This window comes from Nitrincola nitratireducens (assembly GCF_000585235.1).
Classification (GTDB): Bacteria; Pseudomonadota; Gammaproteobacteria; order Pseudomonadales; family Balneatricaceae; genus Nitrincola; species Nitrincola alkalisediminis.
In genome coordinates this window covers 1-25,413 of record NZ_AONB01000004.1, presented here as the reverse complement: position 1 = coordinate 25,413, position 25,413 = coordinate 1, and the positions used below count along the sequence as shown (strand labels likewise).

At 46.8% G+C, this 25,413-nt stretch carries 24 protein-coding genes; 3 read left to right on the top strand and 21 right to left on the bottom strand.

All coding sequences use genetic code 11. The features are described from left to right. Positions 1-11 precede the first annotated feature (11 nt). From D791_RS05400 to D791_RS05335, 14 genes are all read right to left on the bottom strand, one after another. Complete coding sequence (locus tag D791_RS05400) at positions 12-3,176, bottom strand: M26 family metallopeptidase (RefSeq protein ID WP_036508799.1); 3,165 nt, start codon at positions 3,174-3,176, stop codon at positions 12-14. A 178-nt stretch (positions 3,177-3,354) separates the two neighbouring features. Continuing rightward, entirely contained in the window at positions 3,355-3,924 is a 570-nt protein-coding gene (locus D791_RS05395; protein WP_036508796.1) for a hypothetical protein, read from the bottom strand. Further along, positions 3,921-4,472, bottom strand: a complete 552-nt coding sequence (gspM, locus tag D791_RS05390; protein WP_036508794.1) for a type II secretion system protein GspM — start codon at positions 4,470-4,472, stop codon at positions 3,921-3,923. Before gspM ends, D791_RS05395 begins: the two co-directional genes overlap by 4 nt. After that, positions 4,469-5,482 carry a PilN domain-containing protein gene (locus tag D791_RS05385; RefSeq protein WP_036508791.1) on the bottom strand — a complete coding sequence of 338 codons (1,014 nt, stop codon included), beginning with the start codon at positions 5,480-5,482 and terminating at the stop codon, positions 4,469-4,471. Before D791_RS05385 ends, gspM begins: the two co-directional genes overlap by 4 nt. A 17-nt stretch (positions 5,483-5,499) precedes the next feature. Then, a complete protein-coding gene (locus D791_RS05380) occupies positions 5,500-6,372 on the bottom strand; it encodes a type II secretion system protein GspK (protein ID WP_157682247.1) in 873 nt (290 codons plus the stop codon). Beyond that, a complete protein-coding gene (locus D791_RS05375) occupies positions 6,344-6,943 on the bottom strand; it encodes a prepilin-type N-terminal cleavage/methylation domain-containing protein (RefSeq protein ID WP_036508786.1) in 600 nt (199 codons plus the stop codon). The genes D791_RS05380 and D791_RS05375 overlap by 29 nt, the downstream gene beginning before the upstream one ends. 4 nt (positions 6,944-6,947) lie before the next feature. Beyond that, a complete protein-coding gene (locus D791_RS18825; RefSeq protein WP_051514263.1) occupies positions 6,948-7,361 on the bottom strand; it encodes a type IV pilus modification PilV family protein in 414 nt (137 codons plus the stop codon). Then, the gene (locus tag D791_RS05365) at positions 7,351-7,815 is read right to left on the bottom strand and encodes a prepilin-type N-terminal cleavage/methylation domain-containing protein (protein ID WP_036508784.1); all 465 of its coding nucleotides are present in this window, start codon (positions 7,813-7,815) and stop codon (positions 7,351-7,353) included. The genes D791_RS18825 and D791_RS05365 overlap by 11 nt, the downstream gene beginning before the upstream one ends. A 5-nt stretch (positions 7,816-7,820) precedes the next feature. After that, entirely contained in the window at positions 7,821-8,240 is a 420-nt protein-coding gene (gene gspG, locus D791_RS05360) for a type II secretion system major pseudopilin GspG (protein WP_081763743.1), read from the bottom strand. A 28-nt stretch (positions 8,241-8,268) separates the two neighbouring features. Continuing rightward, positions 8,269-9,474 (bottom strand): type II secretion system F family protein, encoded by a 1,206-nt coding sequence (locus tag D791_RS05355; RefSeq protein WP_036508782.1) that lies wholly within the window; start codon positions 9,472-9,474, stop codon positions 8,269-8,271. Continuing rightward, positions 9,474-11,219 (bottom strand): GspE/PulE family protein, encoded by a 1,746-nt coding sequence (locus tag D791_RS05350; protein WP_202806818.1) that lies wholly within the window; start codon positions 11,217-11,219, stop codon positions 9,474-9,476. The genes D791_RS05355 and D791_RS05350 overlap by 1 nt, the downstream gene beginning before the upstream one ends. Then, positions 11,189-13,408 carry an NF038132 family protein gene (locus D791_RS18820; protein ID WP_051514258.1) on the bottom strand — a complete coding sequence of 740 codons (2,220 nt, stop codon included), beginning with the start codon at positions 13,406-13,408 and terminating at the stop codon, positions 11,189-11,191. Before D791_RS18820 ends, D791_RS05350 begins: the two co-directional genes overlap by 31 nt. Positions 13,409-13,466: 58 nt before the next feature. Continuing rightward, entirely contained in the window at positions 13,467-14,156 is a 690-nt protein-coding gene (locus D791_RS05340; protein ID WP_036508780.1) for a hypothetical protein, read from the bottom strand. Continuing rightward, positions 14,141-15,307, bottom strand: a complete 1,167-nt coding sequence (locus tag D791_RS05335; RefSeq protein WP_157682245.1) for a CAP domain-containing protein — start codon at positions 15,305-15,307, stop codon at positions 14,141-14,143. The genes D791_RS05340 and D791_RS05335 overlap by 16 nt, the downstream gene beginning before the upstream one ends. Positions 15,308-15,478: 171 nt before the next feature. Between D791_RS05335 and D791_RS05330 the strand changes: the two genes are divergently transcribed. Beyond that, positions 15,479-15,856, top strand: coding sequence for a hypothetical protein (locus D791_RS05330; protein ID WP_036508775.1), 378 nt, complete (start codon positions 15,479-15,481; stop codon positions 15,854-15,856). 61 nt (positions 15,857-15,917) lie between these two features. Here D791_RS05330 and D791_RS05325 read toward each other — a convergent pair whose 3' ends face one another. After that, positions 15,918-17,270: a hypothetical protein gene (locus D791_RS05325; protein ID WP_036508773.1), complete on the bottom strand. Its 1,353-nt coding sequence runs from the start codon at positions 17,268-17,270 to the stop codon at positions 15,918-15,920. A gap of 380 nt (positions 17,271-17,650) precedes the next feature. After that, positions 17,651-18,931, bottom strand: a complete 1,281-nt coding sequence (locus D791_RS05320; RefSeq protein ID WP_036508770.1) for a Kelch repeat-containing protein — start codon at positions 18,929-18,931, stop codon at positions 17,651-17,653. Positions 18,932-19,179: 248 nt separating this feature from the next. Here D791_RS05320 and D791_RS05315 point away from each other — a divergent pair, with 248 nt between their 5' ends. Continuing rightward, positions 19,180-19,557 (top strand): hypothetical protein, encoded by a 378-nt coding sequence (locus D791_RS05315; protein ID WP_036508768.1) that lies wholly within the window; start codon positions 19,180-19,182, stop codon positions 19,555-19,557. Between the two features lie 191 nt (positions 19,558-19,748). Here D791_RS05315 and D791_RS05310 read toward each other — a convergent pair whose 3' ends face one another. Both D791_RS05310 and D791_RS05305 read right to left on the bottom strand, forming a co-directional pair. Next, positions 19,749-21,116, bottom strand: a complete 1,368-nt coding sequence (locus D791_RS05310) for a Fic family protein (protein ID WP_036508766.1) — start codon at positions 21,114-21,116, stop codon at positions 19,749-19,751. A 126-nt stretch (positions 21,117-21,242) separates the two neighbouring features. Continuing rightward, entirely contained in the window at positions 21,243-21,425 is a 183-nt protein-coding gene (locus D791_RS05305) for a hypothetical protein (protein ID WP_036508763.1), read from the bottom strand. On the opposite strand from D791_RS05305, the gene D791_RS05300 reads away from it, so the two are divergent. Continuing rightward, positions 21,420-22,814: an MBL fold metallo-hydrolase RNA specificity domain-containing protein gene (locus tag D791_RS05300; protein ID WP_036508760.1), complete on the top strand. Its 1,395-nt coding sequence runs from the start codon at positions 21,420-21,422 to the stop codon at positions 22,812-22,814. The genes D791_RS05305 and D791_RS05300 overlap by 6 nt on opposite strands. Before the next feature lie 39 nt (positions 22,815-22,853). Here the strand turns inward: D791_RS05300 and D791_RS05295 are convergent, their stop codons facing one another. The 3 genes from D791_RS05295 to D791_RS05285 all read right to left on the bottom strand — a co-directional run bounded on the left by D791_RS05295 (position 22,854) and on the right by D791_RS05285 (position 25,117). Continuing rightward, on the bottom strand, positions 22,854-24,299 hold the full coding sequence (locus tag D791_RS05295) for a hypothetical protein (RefSeq protein ID WP_036508757.1): 1,446 nt from the start codon (positions 24,297-24,299) through the stop codon (positions 22,854-22,856). A gap of 82 nt (positions 24,300-24,381) precedes the next feature. Continuing rightward, on the bottom strand, positions 24,382-24,687 hold the full coding sequence (locus tag D791_RS05290) for a nucleotidyltransferase domain-containing protein (protein WP_036508755.1): 306 nt from the start codon (positions 24,685-24,687) through the stop codon (positions 24,382-24,384). A 10-nt stretch (positions 24,688-24,697) separates the two neighbouring features. Next, positions 24,698-25,117 carry a nucleotidyltransferase substrate binding protein gene (locus tag D791_RS05285; RefSeq protein ID WP_036508753.1) on the bottom strand — a complete coding sequence of 140 codons (420 nt, stop codon included), beginning with the start codon at positions 25,115-25,117 and terminating at the stop codon, positions 24,698-24,700. Positions 25,118-25,413: the final 296 nt, after the last annotated feature.

The window sequence follows — 25,413 nt, the reverse complement described above, 5'->3', positions numbered from 1 at the left end:
CACATCACACACTACTGAATGAGCAACCAAACGGGTAACCCACCGCGTCTTGAACGCTGTTGGTCTGGATCACGCAAATACGGATACCCCTGAGCGGCCTGTTTCACGTCATTGCGCCAGGTTTTGCTAAAATCCCATCCTTGATAAACCCCTTGGGCATAAGGCCAAGTCATTGCGGCAGTCGAATAACCTGTCCCACCCGCACTGACTGACACAGTTGATGACTCTGTATCCCAATAACTATCACTAACGACTGGGCAACCATAAAAACACCCTGATGCGCCGACCAAACCACCCACTTGCACAGATGCCTCGTTGAGTGCCAAGACCTGACCCGCACTGTAGGCACGTCTTAATTGAGCCGAACCTGAGTTAATTGAGCCTAAAAGCCCTCCAATGTAACCTGCCCCGCGAACTCGGGCATGACTATAGCTGTCTTCAGTGAGTCCCCCGCTTTGCATCCCCTGAAGTCCACCCACGTATGCCGCACCCGACAATTCACCAGTTGAAAACGCCATACGAACATGAGTACTACCACTGTTGCCGACAAGGCCGCCTATATAATTGTAACCACGCACCCTCACCTGAGAACGGACATTAGCGACACTGACATTTTGGGTCATTTCACCCGCGATACCACCCACAGAATGACGTCCTGAAAGATCACCCTCGACTCGAACTCGATGAATAACCGTTGCGTTTGCCCGACCAACAAGGGCACCTGTGTAACTAGAGCCATATACATTGACGGATTTCAACGATACGCGGCTGAGTTCAGCCCCTTCGTTGGTACGACCAAAGAGCCCTTGATCATTTTTTCCAGGGCGATTAATCACCAAGTTCTCTAAAGCAAATCCGTTGCCATCAAAGGAACCCACAAACATCTGCTCCTGAGTACCTACAGGTAACCAGCCTTCTCCCATGTTCCACACAACCGAATCAGCAAGATCGATATTGGCCATTAAGCGATAATGCGCATTTACATTTAACCGCATTGCATTGAGCTCATGTCGGTTGTGAATTAAATACGGATCAAGGCGTGTGCCTGAGCCACTCAAATCAGACAGCGAACGTTCTTCGGGATGAGTATAAACCGACAAATCCTGAAAGACAGGGGATGCATTCATCTGATCTGGAAGCATCCAAACTAAGTTAAAATTAAAACGTTGGAATGTTTCAGCCATGGACATTTCAGCCGATGAGCGCCCTATGCCCATGCTACTCTCGACTTGACCGGATTTTTCAATATCCCAATAGCTGTCCTCAACCTCACCTACACCGTAGAGTGCAATGCGTGTGCCTATCAAACCACCGGTTGTCTCACTGTGTGCTGGGTCGCCCATAACAGAGCCATTACTGTAGGTTCTAAAGACAAGGGAACCTCCCCCATAGGTTGACCCCATTAGGCCACCGACCTGTTGCAGGCCTTTCACATCCGAAGAGCTATAGCTATCAGCGGTCAAACCACCTTGTAATTGCCCCAATAAGCCACCAACATTCTGATCTCCACGAACGGCCCCCTGACTGTAGGTGTAAATCATAGAGATATTATGAGTTACCCCTGCAAACCCTCCAACATGATTAAACCCTTTAGCGGACACATCACTGCCAACATATACGAGACGACTGTTTGAATAAATCCGACCCGAAACACCACCCACTTGGTTACGTCCGGAGACTTCGCCACTGACAACAGCCCTGTCAATATCGACACCAACTGCGCGCCCCACTAAGATGCCGACCTCATCACCGCCATACACATTCGCATCTAACACACTTAGGTTAGTCACCACCGCACCTTCGGCAGTCTGACCAAGCAAACCTTGGACATGAGATGTAGGACGATTAATCACTAGATTACGAATGGCATGACCAGCCCCGTCCAGTACTCCAACAAAAGGTGCATCGGAAGAGCCAATAGGTAACCAACCCGCACCGTATTCCCACACAACACTGTCAATCAAGTTGATTTCGTTCATTAATTGATAATGTGCACTGGGATTCATACGCATCGCATTTAACTCGCCAGCGGTGTAAATCAAATAGGGTGACTCCGCTGTCCCCTGACCTTGCAAGGACTCTAACAGTACCCGCTCAGGTTGTGAGTACTGACGTAAACTCTGAAAAGTGGGGTAAGACTCGCCTTGCATTGACCACACAGTGCGGAAATTAAAATTGATAAAGGTTTCAGCCTGCTGCATTTGCAGGGTGGACTTTGCAACACCGCCATCACTGTTATTGACGCCCGCAGTCTCTTGATTCCAAAACGAATCAACCACGACTGGAACACCATACAAAGCAACACGCTGAGCAATCAACCCACCTAAAGCATCACCCTCGGAATCAATTGATCCAGCACTGTATGACTTAACTATCGCAGCTCCACCACCATAGGCCATTGCAATGAGTCCACCGACAATATTGCCCCCACTAACCTGCGCATGACTAAAACTGTCGAATGTAGCACCTGATTGTTGCTGGCCTAACAAGCCACCCACATACGAGTGACTGCCCAACACCTGCCCTCTTGCACTTCCATACCGCAGAGTTGTGCTTTGAGTAATGCCCGCTAAACCGCCCACTGTTTGATAGCCAGACACGACTCCATCAGACTCCGCTGATCGAACCTGACACGCATAAAGCCAACCAGCCAAACCACCGACATACATATATCCACTCACATTGGTGGCCGATACAGACACGTTCTCCATAACACATTGAGTCGCATAACCGACCAATGCCCCTGCATAACTCCTGGCTTGAATCGAGACATTCTGTAAATGTAAATTCTTAACGCTGCCTCCGCTAATATAACCAAACAAGCCTTGATAGTGTTCATTGGGCCGTTGCAGAGTTAATCCAAGAATACGATTACCGCCACCGTCATATACACCGCTAAAACGCTCATTGACATGAGAACTGCCAATAGCAGACCAAGACTGTCCCGAGAGATTAATATCACTCACCTGGCGAAAATGTGCACTTAAATGATTCCTGACCTGATTAAGATCAGATGCCGTGGCAACTAAATACGGATTGGCTTCAGTTCCATCTCCGCCTGAAAACTGTGCATTCACTGGGGCGCTCATCAACACCAAAATGATCAGAAGTACACTCAACACAGACCGATGCATTTTGCTGCAGATGAAACGATAAAAAGCAGTCACGCTATTCATAACGACTCCTCAGGAAGGGCTCAACCTCCCTTCTCTTATCTGATCTTGTGACATCATTTTATTTTTCTTGCGTGCGAATGCGTTGACACATCTTCACTAGATGTCACTACATTAAAATCATCTAATGATTCGTTTTAAGCGTAAGACGGGCAGGTGAATAGCGCAAATAACACCGAAATCATTTGAGTGTTTGCTGACTTGGGTCAAGATTTGTAGCCGGAAAACGGCCTTCTCCGATAAAATAAGGCAGTTCAACAAAATGGTTTAAGGGCGTGTTAAGCTGGTCAGATAGAGCAGGCATTGAACCAAACATGGCCCCTCTCTCATCCACATGCAACAACTCCCAATCACCTATATGTTCACCCACTCTGAGACGCCCCGACATTTTTTCATACTCATAAATCACACCTGAGTATTCTGCATTCTGAAAAACGCCTCTAAGGATGAATCCATCTAAAAAATCGGCTGTCAACAAGGCCTCAGGTGCCGGCAGAAACACAGGGACTTCTTCGATCTCGACCGTCACAGATTCAGGACGGGGCCAAAACAAAGGCCGTATCGTTAAGGTATTTGAGGGCAGGGTTGATCTTTGAGGACTCAAATCAACCGCCTTAGGAAAGCTCGGTAGCTGTGCCTCAGGTAAAGTCATTTTATGCAATGCCTGCCATTGAAAGCCTGCCAAACCAACCAAGCCTAACGTCAATGCAACGCACACAGTAAACGTAACGTTTAGTAGAGGATGACTCATGCTAACCACCGTAAAGACACAAAACGTATTTGCACAGTCAACCGATTCCCTGAACGATTGGCTCCCATCGGTTGAACAGCCAAAGACTCAATCCAAATTTTTGGCGACTCTTCTTCTAAGCGCTTTAATAAGGTCTCCAGCCCCTCTATATCGAGCTCAGCACGAATATGCACACGAACCTGCTCAAAACCACCCAACGCCTGGGTTGGCATAATCTGAACACCCAAAATATCCCCTTCAACCGCTTGAAAAACGGCGCGTACTTTTTGCTGTAACTGAGCGGCAACATTCAAATCATCAACGGTACGCGGGTAAACAAGACTGTGCATGAAGCGCTCAGCCTCATGTGTCTGTGCTTCAATTAATGGCCCTGCCTCAACGAAGCCTTGCAAACGGGCAACACGTTCGGAGACTGTATGTACTTGATCGCCATATGCTTTATAGGCCGCATAAACACCCGACACATACACTGCGTAGACAAGCACAAGCAGCACCCCAATCGTGCTCAATAGACCCAGCCGTTGTATATTCGATACATTCCAGTTCAAAGGCCACTCCTTGGAGCAACATCCAGTAAAAACCGCTCATACCCAGCATTATCACGCACAATAGGAGATGGAGCTCTCACCTGCGCATAAGTTTCGCTGGCGGATAACAACGCCATGACTCTCGAAGCATCGGGTGCACGGCCTTCTATGCGAATACCCGATGCCGTCAATTCAATGTGGGTCAGCCACACGCTATCGTCCAATAAACGCGAAAGCTCACTCAAATGAAATAAGGGAGCAGGAAGCGTCACATCCATGGCACTCACTTCTGCTAAACCCGCTTGATAGGCCAGCATCTGATTACGCGCTGCAATACTGCCCTGCGCTTGAGCTTGAAATAACTGCGCTTGACCTTCAATTCGCTGCAACTGTTTGTGCTTGACTCCCAACGGCAGGAGTGGAAGTAACACCAACATCACTAAAATATAAACACCACATGCCTTAAACGTGCTTACACGCTTTTGATATTGACGCTCTCGCTCAGGGTGTTTGAAATGAGAAAAACATAAAAAATGGCCGTCAACCTGACACCAAACTTCGTGATTAGACGTCGTTGAAACTGTGCGATCTAAACAAAAGGCGTGTATTTGCGCAATCGATGCCATCACAAGCGTCAAGGTAAACGTCTTATCTGTTTGCGTTATACGGTAGGTCCAACAGGTATCTTCTTCGAGAAAAGGACTTGAGTATTTCAGCTCATTCTCAATGATTGAATCCAACTCTCCCTGCAGATGGCGGGGATAGTGCAGGCGCTTCACCAAGCACACCTCTTCAGGGAGTAAAATACCTTCCACAGGATTTTTAGGCATCGGCAAGGGTGCGGGGATTGCCGCGCCTTTAATGACCCAATAGTGCGTCTGATGTTCTGGATCTTGCAACAACACAGGCACATCTAAATAGGCGCGCATCCACGCATCTTGCTGCCACCATACTCGTGCATTCCAATGACGCAGCCAACGCCCTGAATGTGATAAATCAAGACCAAATAACTTGGGTTCGAGTTTAAGCACGTAAAGTTTTCATCCTATTAAAAAGACACGATCCGCCAGGGTTGTTTTTCATCATAGCTGTCTAGCATCACCCAAAACCGATGCATGAACACCGTCTGTTTTTCTATCCTAACATCAACACGATACCCACGCGAACTGGCGGATGTTAAGAACTGAGATTCAATCGAATCAAACGGCTGATGATCCAGCGCATCATTTTCACGAAGACTCATCAAGCGTTCAAACTGGGTCTCATCTCCCTCTAATAATGCCAATAACAGTGTTGCAGGTGCTGCAACAGGATCAATGCCCGAGTGGTTAGAGGGTATTACACTCACAAGTTCTTTAAGTCGCGCATATTGATCAAACTGAATACCCACCACTTGACGCAGATCCTCTATTACTTCAAAGCGGCGTCCACCTAAATCCTGTTCATCGCTCATATTGTCGTCTGAAGGTGCACGCCAAGCAACCCATCGAGCGGCCAATGTGTCTGCCGCCTCTGTCTCCATTTGCAGAGCCTGTCGAAAGACCAAGGATAAAAGTGCCTCCGATGCACGATTTGCATTCATCAAACCGGTTACTGGCATAACCGTCACGGTCAACTGAGATTGGTTAAATTGATACTGCACAACAAAGACTCCACGCCCCTGATGTTCGCCCGTTTCCCGGGCAAGCTGCAGATCACGCATGGCCAAATGAACAGCACCCTTTGCCAACTGGAACGCCTGAATACTGGCTACATGATGACTCACCACGCGCGCATCCATCTTTGCGACAGCTGCAATCCCGGCCACTATCAAGGATAAGGCCAAGATTAGCCATAACATCATGGGCAACACAACGCCCTCGTCCTTACGAATGCCAAATATTAATGGAAACCTAACCATAAGCACCCAGGACGCGAACACGAATGGCAGGCCAACTCCGTTCAGGCTCCTCAATTGAAACCGTAATAAAGGTTGGCAGTTTCTCCAAACTGTGCCATTGGGATGACACCTGCCCATCTGCATCTTCATAAAGAAGATTGAAACGTTTTACCTGGGGCAATAGGCTCAATGCATTTGCATGTGCCCAGTCAATCTCTACACGCTGAGGCACATAGGGTAACCATTCAAACACTAAACCCTTGTCTTGGGTCAGTCGAAACCGCATCACATGCAATCCACCTTGATCTTGGTGTGCTCGCATTACACTCAATAAAACAAGAGAATCACTCTTTCCTGTCAAAGGTAAGGACGACTGAAAAAGCGAAGCATTGCCTCGTGGGAATTGAGCCAATGTTAATTTTTCACGCATAAACGCCGATACCAAACGCATTTCATCAAGCGAAGTGGAAGTTTGGTTGATGCGTTTTGATGATTGATTGAGCGTAAACAAAGCACTTACACTGACCGTCATTATCAGGGATAAAAGAACCAGCGAAACCAACACCTCTAATAACGTAAAGCCTACTTGGATACGTCGACGTGTGAGGTGCATTTGGCTACTCCTGTCCAAGCACGACAAAACTGTGGAGCTGCACGGATCCGTGGCGGAACAAAGATGGCCAGGATACATCAACTTCAACCAATGCCATCGGGATGGTTTGTTGCAAAGGATGATCCGGTAAGGCATACAAGCGAAGACTCCATGCGAAATCATCTACAACACCCGAACGCGGTTGACGATCACTCTCCATCTGAACGCCCTCCAACACAGACTCAGCAATTAACAAACCTTTCACTCGACGCTCTTCGGCCACCACTATCCGAGACGATAATCCCGCACTCTGATACAAGGCGGCCAGAGAAATACTGAGGATCACCAAGGCCACTAACATTTCAAGCAACGAAAAGCCTAAATCCCGAGAGGGGGAATAGTTCGGTGCTAGAGGACTCCCCATCTGCTTATGATTCATTCAACAGCGGTTCCAATGTCACACGACCCAAGAGCCAATCCACTCGCACACGTGCAGAGCGCTCGTCTTGTCGAATCTCTAAACTCCCTCCAGACGAGCCGCCAGCAGGGTAAAAATCGATCACCCCAACAGCCCCCTCTTGAATTTCAGCCGCTGCGATCATATCGACCTTAAAGGCTTTAGGTATCTGTTGCGTCAGCGCATCAGTGTCACCAAAGCGTTGTGATTCATATGAAAAATAAAAACGACGCACCTCACCCGACATCATCGCGGCGTGCCGAACTTCCAATAAAGATTGCTGCATGTCTTTGACAAAACGTTGAAAGCGAACCGTCTCGTACAAACGCATCATATAAGGCGACGAAATACCGACAACACCGGTTAAAATCACCAGCACCACCAATAACTCAAGCAATGTAAAACCTTGCGTTGGTTTAGGCTGTGTGAGCGACATGGGACTTAATTCCAGTTCCCTACCACGGCATTTTCACCCTCACCCCCTAAGCGCCCATCCGCCCCGTACGAAAAAATGTCGTAAGGGCCATACTCACCTGGCGAACGATACACATACTCTCGATTCCAAGGATCTTTAGGCACTTGATTGCGTCGTAAATACGGCCCCTTCCAGCCGTTAGCACCTGGATTCACCACCAAGGCATTTAATCCCTCTTCACTCGACGGAAAACGCCCAACATCCAGCATAAACAACTCAACTGCCTGCTCCAAATCACGAATTTGCACCAGCGCCGTATTACTCTTTGCCCCCCCTAGCTGATTTAAAACACGCGGTCCAACCAAACCGGCCAACAGCGCCAACACCGCAAGAACTACCAATAACTCAATGAGTGTAAAGCCCCTAACCCCACGATTTTTATACATGAAACACCCTTCACACTAACCGACAAAATTAAAATATAAAGTCATTCACCGACAAAATACCCAGTAAAATCGCCACAACCATAAACGCAATTGCCACCCCCAAGGTTAAAATCAACGCAGGCTCCAATAAGGTCAACAAGCGCTTGATTTTAACCGCCACCTCCGCCTCGTACAGCGCCGACAAGTCCAAGAGTATAGCATCCAAGCGCCCAGTTTCTTCACCGACTCGAATCATTTGAATCAACGTTGGCGTTACAAAACGTTTGAAATCTTTTAGCGTGTCTGACATGACCCGGCCGCTCTTAACGGCCGGAATTAACTGAGCAAACGCCTGTTTCATGGTTACCAAAGACAAGGTGTCTAATGCAATCTCCAATGCTTTGACCATCGGCACTCCTTTTGCCAAAAGGGTTCCAAGGGTCCGAGTAAACCTGGCCACTTCAAGAGTGATTAATAATGAGCCAACCAAAGGCAATCGCATCAAAAATGCTTGCAAAGACGTTTGCCCCTTGTCCGTCTTTAACCCTTTCCATACAAAAACAGCCAAGAGCACAGACCCAACCAACATATGTAGGGCATAATGACTAAAAAAATCACCAACAAACATTAAAACACGCGTCGGCAGCGGCAACGCATCGCCCATATCTGAAAACAATGTATCGAACTGTGGGACAACAAAGCCTAACATCACCCAAATAGAGATAATGGCAAACGCCAGCAGAATGGCAGGATATATCATCGCAGAAATAACATTTGAACGAAGTAGACGCAGCTGTTCGAGATAGTCAGCCAAAGTGCTCAACACCTCAACCATGCGGCCACTGGCTTCACCTGCCTTAATCAGACTCAAATAAAAACGACCTAAAGACTTTTCGTAAGGCGCCAACGCCTGACTCAGGGGTTTACCTTGCTTAACCTGCTGACGAACATCCGTAATAAACGCTCCCATAGCGGCATTCGATACTGTTTCACTCAGCAATTTTAAGGCTCGCTCTATCGGCAAACCCGAGCGCATCAAGACAGATAAGTCTCGGGTAAAACGACACAGCTCAACCAAAGGAAACGCCCTTACGGAAGACGTAATCACCTCATCTTGACTGGAAAAAGCGTCAATTTGAAGGACCGTTAACCCTCGCGCTTTTAAGCGTCCAACCAAAATATCCGGTGACTCTGCCGAATCCTTGCCCTCTAAGATGGCACCTTGGCGGGTCATCGCCTTGTACAAATACTCCATTAAATCAGTGCATCCATCATTTGATCTTGCGTCACTCGTAACACCTCCTCAAGGCTGGTTACCCCCGCTGCAACCTTGCGCAGACCGTCTTCATAGAGTGTTAGCATCCCTTGCTCAATCGCAACTTCATGAATAAAGGATGCATCTCGTCCAGCTAGCACGGCCTCAATTAACCTACCATCCAATACTAAGAGCTCATGAATAGCAGTACGCCCTTTGTACCCAGTGCCTTGACACTGTTCACACCCCGAGCTTTTGAATTGCGTCACGCGCATCTCACGCACTTGAGCGAGCTGAGCATCGAGAGAGTCCACCGGAACACGGCAATGCGGACACAAGCAGCGCACCAAACGTTGAGACAAAATGGCATTCAAGGACGAAGTGATTAAATAAGGCTCGACCCCCATATCAACCAACCGGACAATAGCCCCTGCGGCTGTATTGGTATGAAGCGTTGATAACACCATATGACCGGTCAAGGCTGACTGCACAGCGATTTTGGCTGTTTCTGAATCTCGCATCTCACCAATCATGATAATGTCAGGATCTTGCCGCAAAATTGAGCGCAGAGCATTAGCAAAGGTTAAGTCGATTTGCGGTTGCACCTGAATCTGATTCACACCCGGCAATTGATACTCAACCGGGTCCTCAACCGTCAACACCTTGGTGGATTGACAGTCGAGGCTGTTTAACGCTGCATATAAGGTCGTGGTTTTACCCGATCCGGTGGGACCCGTCACTAACAGTATACCGTGCGGTCTTTCAAGCAAGCTCTGAAAACGCTGAAGATGATGTTTAGAAAACCCCATATCCGTCAGACCTAAACGGATACTTTGCCGATCAAGCAGCCTCATCACTAAGCTTTCACCATGAACGGTGGGCACGGATGACACTCTTAAATCAAGCTCATGCCCTTTTATACGCAGCATAATTCGACCATCTTGTGGCAAACGTCGTTCAGCTATATTCAAATTTGCGAGCAATTTTACACGTGAAATGATCGCGGGCGCCAAGGACACATCAGGCGCTGATAGTGACTCTTGAATCACGCCATCCACACGATAGCGGACAATTAGCCGATCCGAAAAAGGCTCAATATGAATGTCTGAGGCACCGAGCTCTAAGGCCTGATTAAAAAAATCATTCACGATTTTAATCACGGGCCCTTCACTGGCGAGGTCTTTTAAGTGCTCAACAAACTCATCATCACTCGCATACTGATGGGTGTGTAACAACACCTCCTCATCCACATTAGGCTGCTGGTAGTCAGCCAGCACACGATCAATATCCTGCTCACGTGCCAAAGCTAAGTGAACTTTTTTCTGATACACCAAGGATAAGGCTTTCTGTAAGAAAGGATCTTGGGGAATAGAGGCAGCGAATAGAATTTGCCCCTGCACATATTTGACAGGAACAACCCGATTCGCCGCAAGAAATTCAAGATTGATTGCTGGCAGCTCCAGCCTGCTGTCGGAAAAATCATGCGATCTCAAGTAAGGCAAAGCAAGCTGCTCAGACAAGGTTTCTAGAATGATCGACTCATCAACCAAACCTAGCTGAACCAACACCTGCCCCAAAAGACCACCCATCTCCGCTTGAGCCTGAAGTGCTCGGTGTACATCTGAAGCGCTGATCAGACGCTTGGCAAGCAAGCGCTCGCCAAGCTTCGATTGGGTCGCCACACCTGTGGCAACCTCTTCAGACCTCCCTTCTATCATTTTTGTAAAATAACCGCCGGTAACCAAGGTGGCATTCCTTGACGCTTACGCTCACGCGGTGCTTTCCCCACGTAAGGCATGGTAAATGCCATACCCGAAGCATAGAGTTGGTCATCCCAATTCACAACCCCGACCTCTAAATGGAAATAGCCTGACTTTGGCAGTGTATACGTGGCTTTAATCCAGCCGCTATACCCGCATCCCTCGTAATAGCAATCACCACTGTCATAGCCTAAAGCTGACCACTCAGGGCCCCCCGGAATAATCCGGTTGACGGCAGGAGTAATCACCGCCGTTGGTGCAGGCATATCCAAACCGGGAACCGTATTGCCATTTTCCGTGGTACGTGCCGTAAACAGTAATGACTCTTGGTTCAGTTCGGTGTCTAAGAGACGCGCCCACGCATAATCAACGTAATCGGCCCCATCCGACGTTACATAATTAAAATAAAACTCTAATATTTCACCCTCGGTTCCAAAGAATGGCGGCGACAATGATCGAGAGCCGTTAGTCGGGTAGCCTGAGCCGCCCACCCCTTCTAATGCTACGTTGTTCTCTTGTGATCCAAACGTACTCACCCACCGCACTGGCTCATCAACGGGAGGACGTGAAACGACACCATCCGTGCCTGCCACACCGCAGGTTCCTTCACAGGACCAGTCTTCAAACGCCAACAAGGCAGTGATAGCATCGTAGCAATTGATTCGAGGGAAAACGTTGGCAGGGTTACGCCAATCTTGAACCTGAGTCCCTGTTGCTTTCAAAACAGAAAAAATTTCATCGACACCGGCTTCAGGGCTGGCTTGTTTTAGCAATGACCAACAGCCTGCAACTTGCGGCGCTGCCATGGAGGTACCGTGCCACGCATCAAACTGATTGTTAAAAACAGATGACCGAATCAAAGAACCCGGCGCTAACAAGGTATCAAAGTTAGAAGACAAATTACTGTAACAGGTAACACGATCAACACTGCCTGTGGGATCACTCCAGGGTGATGGGCAATAATCTTGCTGGTTCGAGAAATTGCTGTCCCAAGTCGATCCAACACTGATGGCCGAAGAGATACACGCAGGCGAGCCAATGCTATTGGTAAAACCATCATTGCCCGTCGCGATAACGGTTGGGATTCCAACTGAGCGCAAATTATTGATAGCGCTGGTCATTGCCATAGACAAATAGTCGCAATGGTAAAAATACTGCCCACTGCCCAAGCTCATATTAATCGCTGAGATAGAATGGTCAAAACGTGCCGTATCATAAATATATTCAAGTGCCGAGATAATATCGTCGTCATATGCACCAATACAGCTTTGCTCAAACGGGTCACAACTCTCATCACCACTAAAAACCTGAACAGCTAAAATCCCTGACGCAGGTGCCACCCCTTGCAAACCGCCGCCACGAACATTCCCCGCAACGATCCCCGCGACATGGGTTCCATGATCGCAACCCGGGTCTAGGCTCGCACTACAGGCCCCACCTGCATTATTGCCAATTTGGACAGCACTGCCATTTGGGCAAAGCGAATTTTCTAAGTCAAAACCACCCTCACCCGAAAAGCAAGCCTCAGCGACCACCCTTCCCTGCAAAAAACTATGATTTTTATCCACGCCTGTGTCTAAAACAGCAACATTCCATCCGGTCCCTGTCAAATCACGAGCAAAGGCAACATCCGCACCAATCACACGCCCACTTTCAGGCAGCATCGGCTGGTATTTTTGGATTCGCTCAATGCTTAATACCTCAGGTGAGGTCAATAACGCCTCTAATTCCTGCTCATTGACTTCAAGCGTAACGAATGGAATTGAATTAAATGTTTTTACACGAGCCGTTTGCAGACGCTCAGACAAGCGTCTCTGAGCCGATTGTATTTCGGCACGTTGAGTGCGTACCTGTGCCGCTGACAGCTTGCCTTCTTCAGCAAAGGGAACGGCTATGCCCACTCTCAACCGAATAGTGCCCTGCTCGCGCACCTCGTCAAGCAGTGCAGCATAAGGAGATCCTTTTGAGCGCGATTGAAAGTTTGCGACGGAGGTGGACTGAGATGTGTCAACCAACAACTGCCGTAACTGAGGCGCTTCCCTTTTGGGCTTTGCATCACGTTGGGCTCGGAGGTTGTCATTCAGGGTATCCGAATAAACATACGGAGTTGACAGCACGAGTGCACTCAAAACCCCCAGTTTAAACGCGGTTTGAACTTGCTTTACTCTAATCATAATTCATCCATAATTTAAACGATTAATACAAGGCTAAATCAATATTCAAACACGCCAATCAGGGTGTGATATGAAATAACCAAACGGGTAAGCCCTTACGCTTCTTTCTTGGAGCCTGCTCATCATCCTTAGGATCGTCCCTAAAGTCAGCAAGTAACTCAAAACGTTTGCCTGGTCCCCACTCCGTAAAGTGATCTTTAAAAACTCGCGAACGTACTTGTAACCAAAAAATTTCAAAGGATTGTAAATCTAAATTGCTAAGAACTGAATCATTCGTTTGAATATTCATCAATAAGTCTAACTCATCCAGATTTTCCAACTCAATACTGTCTAGACGCCAGCCTACAGACGCCGACACTTGCGGAAAATAGCTTCCATCATTAAAACGATAGCGAAAGCGCATTTGAAGCGTTTGGTTTTCATAATCGCCTAATGACAAACGAATCTGCCTGACAACTTGCCCTTGGGGATTGCCTACTCCGGCTTGCTCCCACAAGGGAGTCCAGCTTAAACCACCGTTATCACTCACCTCAAACGAGGCAACTTGACCATTGCTCGCCCACCCTAAATAGCTTTGAAAAGCGATATGAGAATCTAAGTTCACCAAAAATGTTTGCGGGAGCACCAACAACTGCTCCCTTGGAACTGGATGAGCCAAATGGTATGAACGCTCTCCCTCCAATGCCTCAATACCCGATACGTATCCGCTGTAACCTTCGGAACGCAGGATCTCTAAATCATCATCCACTCAGCATCATAACGAGCCTCGGACTCAAGAATAGTCTGTACACTCCATTCGTAGCCATCTGTAAAGTGTAATCCGAAAATGCTAAATGCTACCTCATCATCCCTGTATAACTGTTCAGGACCTTGCGGCAACATCGACTCACTAAACACACCCTGTGCAGAATACAAAGGATCAAAAATAGTGACTGAATAGTTAAACGTCTGAAGCGCTCCAGCAATGCGAACGCCGTCAATGATTACCTCATACTGCTCATCCTCCGCAACGGATTGCCAGCGATCTCCGTCTTTATAAGGTGATGGAATCCAAACCAACGTATTTTCACCCGCACCGACTTCGTAGGGCTCCAACATCAATGGATGCGCTTCACCGTTTCGAAACAACGTCACCTGCGCATCGGAAAAGTCCGCATTTGGATAGGTAAACGACCAACGGGGATACACGAGAGGATAAGGAATAAAACCGGGTGGCGGCCACGCAACAAACGCCTCACGAGTCTCTGGACGTGGGGCACCCCAAGACGCTAAATTCGGCGGATCAAGAACCCAAACTGCTCCAATTCGTGGATTGGGTGACTCTGGCACGACATTCCCCACACCCATTTTTTGGGTAAACGGATAAAGAAGCCATCGTCGATGACCGACGCTTTTATTTGAACTACCATAATCTTCGAATTGGTTTTTTACAGACCCAGCGCCTGCCTGCCCGTAGGTTAGGTTCGACTTCTGCGCCCCCTCATCACCTGCAGCGGAGTAACATCGCATATCCGACGTAGGGAAATGCGTTAAGGTATTATTTGCCGAGAGAAGTAACGCCGTTTCTTGCGCTTTACGTGAATAGGTTTCATCTAAAACAATCGTTGAAGGAACTCCCGCAAAGGCCCGGTACCAATTAATACGCCGAAGCGTTGCTGCTTCATAGGCTTCTGAAACTCGACCCGCATCACAGCTCTCAATACTTCCTGTCCAATTCGCCAATACACCATCAGACGAGCGATAAACCGTATTGTAAAACTGTCGAACCTGCTCTCGATCCGACACATCGAAAAAGTGTCCTTTAAAATCAACAGCCATTAACGGGGTTGCGAGACACATCCCCCCCACCATCATTAAAAACGAATAAAAACCACGGGGGTGGAATTGAAAAGGCAGCATCACAGAACCTTGGGGCATATTGGGATTGAAGGCATTATTTTGAATCAAAACGTGAAAAACACGCATTGTAGTTGGGTACAAAATTAGCTGAAATATACCACTTTGTCGACTTGAAAAAACCAAGAATTAATTTAGACTAGGTTAAACATAATTTGACAGGGACCCTTTGTTATGAACAAAACATCAATTTTGAAAAAGTTAAGCGCTTTCGCCGTTATCACCACCGCCGCTGTTGCTTTTAACTCTGCGGTTGCCGCTACAGGAACCATCACGGCACCTGTTGATCGGATCATGTTCGATAACGACCTATACGGTGCCTGTGTTGCGCACTTTCCAGCGCACAACCCAAAGTCGGTTTTACCGGGCTGCGCGGATAACTGGATAACTTTCGACTGCGATGCTCAATTCAATGACGAAAACAAAGCCTACGAAATGTTCAGCTTGGTGCAAATGGCATTTGCCCTTGAGAAACGTGTCCGTATCACCTTTACTGATGAACAAACCCATAACGGCTGGTGTGTCGCAAAACGCGTTCAGCTACTGCCCTAAGTAAGCATCGCGCACAAAAAAAAAAGCGAGGACAATGCCTCGCTTTTTTTGTTTTAAAACATTACTGCTGAATAATTGCAGGTAACCAGACGGGCAACCCTCCACGTCTTCTGGAGGTTGGCATGTCGACGCCACCGTCTTCGCTTAGCGCGACTCGATAAAAATAGGTATCAAAAACATTCACATACCCATCTGGATCAAGACCGGACTCTTCATCAAAACCTGCAATCAATCCAAAGGGATCCGTATTTATAATTGCTTTGGTTTCAAAACTTCCAATCATCTCATAAGAGAGCACCAAACCATCTCTAAAGATATAATCGCCCTCTGGGACCCATTCATAACCCGTGGCCGTAGGCCCAGCAATATCGACACGTAAAGCCGTCAAATCCAACCCAAACTCGGGCTCCAAACGGGATGATTCAGACACCACATCAAACACCAACCCCTCCTGTTCAAATGACAGTATTGGCTCTCCCAGACACAGGGTATTATGGTGATCATAAATATGCTTTTGTAAATTACCTATCACCTGATTATCACTCACAGCATTGAGCGTCACTATCTCACGAACACGCGCAAAAGGCCCCCAGATATTTTGCATCTGCACATTGTCATCTAACTCACACGCACTGGCAAAGACACCGTTTAATGAGGATAAATCGGCACTAAACTGACCTACTGCAACAATACCTTCAGCAAAGGGGCGCTGTAAGAAACCATATCTCAGTAATTGATCAAAGGTATTGAAAAAATCCATTAATTCCGGGAAGCCGTTGATATCCAAGTCCACATCATCATCGGCAAAGGTCCTGTGTAAAATCGTATCAGCACTTAGCAGGGCTTTAAACTCACCCCCGTCGACATGATCTTGGCTGAATGTAAAATCACCGACCACATAGTCACCCGAAGCTAAGCGAGTCGGCTCAGATGAAAAAGATCCACTATTATTTACATGATAGGTTAGACGACTAACAGGCACAAAAATTCCGTACTCGGGATGAACCTGCATAAACTCAGAATCGAGCTCAACACGCACACCCTCAAAAGTTAAAGCGACCAACGGCTCACCAGAGCACGTCGTATCGGTATCCCTGTAATAATAAAAGACAGCGGATAAATCAACCTCGGTATCCTCACCAGATGGCTCAAAAAACTCGTAGACTTTTTCATAGGTTGGACGCCCTTGATAGCGCACATCTGTCACCTGCTGGCAACGCGAAACATAATGTCCCGATAAACGCTCTGACCAAGTATTAAACGAAACTCCCTCGAACTCCCCTCCCACTGACGTAAGAGTTGGCAAGTTGTCGGCCGGACTGTCGACATTCATCAATTGATTAGCAAACACACAACCAACTGAAGAGGCCAATCCTACGGCTATCACAAGCGGCTTTATCATCTTATTTTTCATAGTTTCATCCTAATTTCAACGGCGCCTATTCCCAGAAATCTCGTGTTTTCGGTCATACATTAACAAAAGCTTACCACAATCGAGCGACCCGCACTGACATCCACGAACTTAGTGGTACTTTACCAACATAAGTATATGCATAAAATGAAAAGATTATCGTCCTTGTTTAAAATGTGTCAACTCATTTTACTGTCAGCCTTTTAGGTTTTCCCCAAGTAAGCGCTTAAAATTAATTTGGTCTATTAGTATCCCTTCTTGTTTTAACTCTTGAACAGACAGCTCTACCCCATCACTTAGCCATCGTGCTTAATCGCCACACCAAGATTGACAAAAAAATCACTCTCGCCCAACTGAACGAGAGTGAATGTTAAAATGACGTATTAATTATTGAGGATATACAACCAAATCGGTTTAGAACGACGTCTTGATTTATGAGGGTCTTCGGGTTCCTCAGGTTCTGAACCCAACAGCATAGGCTCAATGAAAAATGTTTTATTAACCGGATTAAAGTTAGAACCATCAAGCGTTCCGCCTGTTACAAAAATCCGATTATCCTGCAAGCCCAATACACCAACACCACCTAAAGAATAACCAAGCGCAATGCTACGCTCTGATAAGTACACCTGCCCTGAGTGCAAATCGACACTTAACAACGCAACAGAACCCGCATTATCGCCCTCAGTCAATGTCACTAGCACATGCGCCGCCTGTTTATTTTGACTCAGCACGGGCTGCGAACTAAACGACATAACCGTAGAAGTAGGCAACTCAACCTCTGTTGAAACCCATTCAAATGCCAAACTCTCTGTATCAAACGTGAAAAGTCGATAATGATAGACATTACTTTCACGCTTCCACGCATAAAACAGGTACTCAGTATCGGTCAATTTTTGATTTTCATGTAAACGCTTATCTTGGACAACGTGCCAACCTGGCTCACTCGGAAACATGAACTGTTGGTACACAGAGTTTAATCCGCTCACCGGATCATAAATTTCAACAGGCATATCAACATGCTGTCCTGACTCAGTCACTCCGCCAAAAATAACGGCGCGCCCATCAACCAATGGCAGCACAATCGGATGAGAACGCCTCACTGAAAAAGCATTCGTCTCAGAAAAGGTGTTGGTGTTCGGATTATACACCTCCCCATAGGTATGCGCGGTGTTGTGTGTCCACCAAGCCCCTGCAACCAATACTTGGCCATTGTTCAACAACGTACTCCCTGCTCCCGCTCTAAAGCGAACCATTGATCCCGCTGGTGTATATGTATCGGTAAACGGATTGTAAATCTGAGCATGACTGAAACTAGGAATCCCCCAATCTCGACTGCCTCCCATTATCAAATAATGACCATTTGCCAACCTAGCGAAGGCTGGATCATCATGCTTATATAGCATGGACTGCAATGAAAACTCATTTGACTCAAATGATATGGACTCCGCAGTATCCAAGGACCGAAAGCCACTGCCGTGTCCGCCAAAAACTTTAACCTCTCCCGTTGGGAGTTGAACAATATGATGCCCCATGCGCGCAACCTGCATGGGGGGCCCCTCGATAAACTGTGTCTGGGTTTCATTTCTAAGTGAGGCTCCACCTAATGAAGGAAACAATCCAACAACGACGGCAGCCAAACAAAGAATACCCTTTAAACTCTTCATAACCTTGCCCTCATGAGAATTAAAGCATACCACTCACGTAATACGCCTTTATGCTATTAAGCATAGAGGGGTTTATTTTCGGGCAGGACAGAACTATTGATCAGGATCAACAAACCCATCAAAATTTTAAGCGACTTATAAAAACCTGCTAAATTCGCCGAAAATACGTTATTTTCGCCATTTCTGAATTTGCAAATACATAAATCTCACATAGACTTAAATCACAACATTTAACAGGGGCACTTGTTATGAAACACTTATCACTCTTTAAAAAGTTGAGCGCATTTGCCATCGCCGCCACCGCCGCCATTGCATTTAACTCAGCCATGGCCGCAACTGGCACGATCACCGCGCCTGTAGACCGTATTATGTTTGACAACGACCTATATGGTGCTTGTGTTGCGCATTTTCCTGCACACAACCCAAAATCGGTTTTACCCGGATGCGCTGATAACTGGATAACCTTTGATTGCGATGCGCAATTTAATGACGAGAACAAGGCATACGAAATGTTCAGCCTTGTGCAAATGGCATTCGCCTTAAACAAACGCGTGCGCATCACCTTTACGGATGAACAGACTCACAATGGCTGGTGTGTAGCTAAACGTGTGCAAATACTGCCATAACCAGCACTTCAGCTAATAAAAAAGGCGAGGGTTTAAAACCTCGCCTTTTTTGTTTGGAATATTGTTTATTAACCCGGCGGCAGCTCTTGTCGGAACGAGCCCAGTAGTCATAAGGCTTCCAGCCTGATTTATCAGACATAAATTGCCACCAGTTTAATAGAACCATTGATATGAAATCAGTTTTTATTAGACTATTGCACAGCCTTCCATGCAGAAAATTCAGAGGGGCGCAAACCATAACGAGCTAACACGCCTTCATGCAATCGTCTCAACTCTTCGACAATTAACGCTTGTAAATCATTTTGCTCAGCCGTAGGGATTTCTGTTTTTACTGTTTGTTGAATAAGTGTAAACGGATCTTGTTCAGGACTCGTCACAACCAGATGAATCGTTTGCTTGATAAAGTCTCGCCAAGTAAGGCGTAATGGATCTGGCTCTGCTAAATCTTGCTTTATCGCTAAATACTCTTGCGTCGAGCGCTCATAAGCCCAAACATAAAGATCGCGTAATAATTCGACTCGCGCCATTTCGTAAATGCCCAACGTAGCTCTGCTATAGGCTTGCTCTGGCACATCTAGAAAAGTCAACGGACATAGGTTAGCCCGAAATAGTGGCAGATTCGCAGCCAAGCGGGAGGTGCGTTTATTAATATCAGCAAACGGTTGCAAATAAGGTAAGTGCACCATCATAAAAAAAGATTGCTCAAATGCATCGCTAATCTGATTAGCTTTGTTAAGTAGTACATCGAGCGCCTCTTCTATTTGTACCAAAGCTGACAATGGACGATAGACACTCTGACTAATATCTACAGCATGTTGTCGAATTCGACCTTCATCGGCAGGATTTGGTAGCAAGTTTTCCGACAATGCACTGTGTATATTCATCAGGGTATAGCGATTAAATTCAGCTGAATCGATATTATCCACCAATAACTCAATAGCCGATTTATGGTTTAAAATCATTTGTGTCTCAATGGCAGCCTTACCCTGTGCGGACTTTCCATGTTCGATTAGCTCACGTGTATCTAAGCGAGAATAGGTATTTCCTTCCAAATGACTTGATGCCCATGACAAATCTATCAGCAACCGATTTAAAATAGCGCGAGAGTAAGTTCCCGCTGGTTCTTGACTGTCCGTGGTTTTGCCCATTTTGTGTAATTGACGACGCAATGACTCTGACAAATACCAGGTCTTATTAGGATGGTAAGAATCCAAAAAATCCCGTTGATAGCCTATAGGTTTCCGAGCTTCAAGCGGTTGATTGATATAACTTAATATGTCTTGACTATCCGCAGACACCGGGATATAGCTAGGAAAAACATCGCCCTTATTCGTGAGGACATTTGTTTTTGATGGTGCTTCTGGTAGAACAACAGCACTGAAATAGCGCCGCCCCCTGCCATCCCCGCGAGCAACGACCAGCCCATCTTCAACCAGCTTGGCAACTTGTCGCTGCGCTGAACGTCTGGCTATACCGGGATGCATGGTCATGAGCTCTGCCATTGAGACCCCATTGGTGGATGCATTAATGCTTTTCAACAAATCGTTGGTAGATGACATAGTGTTGTTGGCGCAATTGTAAGTTAGGATTGGCGCAATTGTGGCGCGATTTCTGGAATCGCGCCAGCTTGAACGAGTTGCTTGGCGCGATTATGGCGTTTTTTTCAACTTAAAAAACGTTTAACCCTAAAAAGTGGCAAAGGTATCGCCCAGAAGAAACAAGACAGGAATAGGATTCACATGCTCTACGGCTGCTGCCGTCACCATGTTCACCGCGCCAGTCCCGCAGACGCTTTTTACACCTCTAAACGCTATGGTATACTCTGCTCGGATTTTGACACCACCGCGAAAAGGACTTATCGCATGCATATTATTCACCATGGCTCAGGTCAAGGCGTAACCGGCTCCTGCCATCAACTCTTTACTCACCCTGAACACAGCTTACTGATTGATTGTGGCCTTTTTCAAGGCTCTGAAGAAGCCGCCGACACCTCCAACCCTCACACCATCAACTTCGACATCTCCACGCTACGTGCCTTGTTGATCACACACGTACATGCCGACCATGTTGGCCGGCTACCCTGGCTATTAGCGGCAGGTTTTACAGGGCCTATTTTATGTTCGGCACCCTCCGCTGAAATGCTACCTTTAGTGCTAGAGGACTCTTTTACACTCAGCGTCAGCCGCCATACACGTGATCGAGACACCTTTATCAAACAGGTCATGCAACGCGTCAAGCCGTTGACTTACAAAACTTGGTTTGAACTCTATGACACCGACACTCATCGTGTTCGCTTGCGCCTACAGCGTGCTGGACACATTTTAGGTTCTTGCTATTTTGAAATTGAAATCACTCAACGTCCGTCTAAACAAAAACAAATTGTCGTTTTTTCCGGCGATCTCGGTGCCTCCTACACACCCTTATTACCCGCCCCTCGCTCACCTTGGCGAGCCGATGTTTTGGTGCTAGAAAGCACCTACGGCGATCGCCTGCATCAACACCGCCAGCATCGACGCCGGGCACTGCAGCAAGTCGTGCACCAAGCCTTGCAAAACAAAGGCACAGTCATGATTCCTGCATTTAGCATTGGACGCACGCAAGAACTCTTATACGAATTAGAATCCATTATTCATTTTGAAAAGGATCGAACCATTCGAGCAGACTTACCCTGGACAGCACTGCCCGTTATCGTCGACTCCCCTCTGGCCAGTAACTTTACCGAACTGTATAAAAAGCTGAATAGTTGGTGGGATACCGAAGCACACGCAACCCTACGCCAAGGACGCAATCCACTGGCATTTGAACAACTTATTACTGTTCAAGGCCACGACGAACATCTGCGCATGGTACACCACTTAGCGCAATCCGGACGCCCCGCCATTGTGATTGCTGGCAGCGGTATGTGCACCGCAGGCCGTATAGTGAACTACTTGAAACACCTGCTACCCGATCCACGTCACGCAGTGGTCTTTGTTGGGTATCAAGCTCAAGGCACACCCGGACGCATCATACAAACCCATGGTCCAAAGGGTGATGGCTATGTCATCCTCGATGATGACCGTATTGATATTCGTGCCAAGGTAAAAACGCTGTCAGGCTACTCGGCGCATGCTGACCAAGCCGAATTGGTGCGATTTGTCACACGCATGCGCTTTCCACCTAAAAAAATACACCTCGTTCATGGCGAATTAGCGGCCAAACGCGCGTTGAAAACAGCCTTGCAAACCAAACTTCCCAATACTGAAATCAGTATGTGAAAAATGACCAACAAGACCTTTTCAAAACGCTTGAACACTTTAATCCTGTTTCAAAAACAACCAAGCAGGCATGCCCGTTCCACGTTGACGCGTTGACTGATTGGGGGGTGGCGGTGGCGGAGTCATGCCATTAAAGTCACCCATCAAACGCGCAACCGTCCACTTGTTATGACCCGTTTCATTAATACTGGCCCCCACCAAAACAATTCGTCCCTTTGGATCAACAGTCTGAGTTACTTTTAATGGAAGCGTATTATCAAATGCGTATATAGTTTTGCCTTCCTCTTCTGCAAGGTATAAACCATTATCCCCATCAAACCCTATATCGGGTGTTAGATCAGGATTAAATAAACCGAAAAGACGCATCGATCCAATGCTCCACGTCAGCGGAACAGCGCCTTGACTATTCACACTTAAGAGGATTTTTCCATCCGGCATACGTGTTAAAGAAGCGCCTCTCGACAATCCCAAAAAGTTACTGAAGCTAACTGATGGCTCTAACAAAGGCTCGGTCTGAGCGACAATATCGCCTTGACGGTTAAAATGTGTTAGTCGGGCATTATAGGACTGATTGGTTTGCAACGACCCCGTCAGCAACAACACCCCACCCTCAGGCATGGCCAGCATCTGAGCAGCTGAGGTATTCGTAGGCAATGTCAACTCACCCTCCGTACCAAACTCGGTATCCAACACACCCGCTCCGGTGTAGCGACGTAAACGAGCTCCCGGAGAAATATTACCCTCCAACATCACATAGTAGGCACCATCTGTCGCCTCAACCACAGACGAAATATTCCCTCCCGCTGACCCCGTTGCCCCATCCGTACCAAACGTCGCATCCAACACGCCAGTGGGCAACAATCGAGCTAATCCATTCGGAAAAGACGCAACCAAAATTCGCCCCTCACTGTCTTGCCATAGGCCTGGATAAAACGTAGATAAAAGACTATTTGGGTCTCTAAACACCCCTTGGTCAGCAAACCCTGTATCAATCGTTCCATCAAGATTGTAGCGCTTAATCGTGCCTGTCACCCCAGGAACGGTATTCGCGAGTAACAACACCTTACTACCATCCGGTGTGAAGGCACCATGAACAATAAACTGTGCATCCGTTGTCACAACCGTATTTAAAGTCCCGTTCTCACGAATATTGGCAATACTGGCAACAACCTGATCAACCGTCCAACACCAATCAGGCGAACTGCATTGCTGCGCTCGCACAGACGTAGTGCCCAGCACCGAAAAAGAACTGTCGGGGTTCACCTTCGCTGCATACACATTATTATTACGATTATTTGGCTGCGCATCACCAAAGGTTGGAGACACGTACTCAATCCTTACCCAACCCGCCCCCGCCAAACTGGTATCAGGCTCCGCCACAGTTGCGTACGCCGACACCGTGCTAAAAGACGTTAAAATCGCAACCGAAAGTGAACATCGTAGAATTTTCTTTACATGCAACCCACTTAATTGAAACACCTTCATACTGCCTCCACTGCACATCACCGCCAAGTTATGAACTTAAATTAGCAGAGCAACCCGTCTTGTCAATTTCATAGCATACGAATCATACCTGCCGATCAAAAAATATTTGTCCAACGTGATCGATATGGTATCGCAAGTCCTTATTCTCTATTTGCTCGTAGAGAGAAAGATCAAGAGTATAAGGAAGTAGTAAATCATCCAGTTCTGTTTCTAACTCATTAAAGGTAAGCCAGTCCAAATCACCGACTATTGTTAAATCAATATCTGAGTTATCGCGGAAGGTACCCTTAGCTCGCGAGCCATAAACAATCACTTTATCTATGCTTGGATACTTGCTAAAAACATGGCATAGCTTATTAATATCAGCTTGGTTGAGTCCAAAATGCATCTATCTACCTTCAATCAGAAATATTTAAACGATTAAAAGTAAGCTCTAGCTCACTAAAGAGTCCGGCATAGATTAGCTCAATCTGTGAAATTATCTCATTCGCTGTGGATTCGTTATACGTATGAACCGTACGATTTCTATCCTGCAGCATAGCCATCCAAGCATGGCCATCTTTAATAAGATCACGTTTAAATGCTTCTCTAAAGGTATCTCTTGAACCAGCAAGATTCGCATCACCTTGCCACATTAAATAGTCACGCAGAAGATTCCATGCCAGCTCATATGTAAACTCAAACGCTTGTATTAATCCCTGCTTCTCCAAATCACTGAGAGATCGTTCTCGCATTAATTGCAGCGCATTTTTAAACTGTAAGTGAGCTCTCTTAAAATTATCAAAGCGCTGCATCCAGCGTATCTCTGCATCTGCCATTTAGGTTTAGTTTCCTTCGTTGAAAAAATTAGCATTACTAAAGTCTATCACTGTCACTCGCTCAATCGGCATTCTCGGCAAGGATGCAAACCAGTTTCATAATACTTTACTAAGACTTCCGCTCTTACAAAGTCAACAGCACTCCTTCTAGATTAAAGGCAACATATTGACTGTATTATCAATGCACTAAATAAAAACTCTCAAGGTTTCACGATGCTCTTTAGTATTAAAACTTCGCCCTACATACTGCTGAAAAAGCATTTCTAAAACTGTTTCAAGTGATTCGCTAGGGAAGA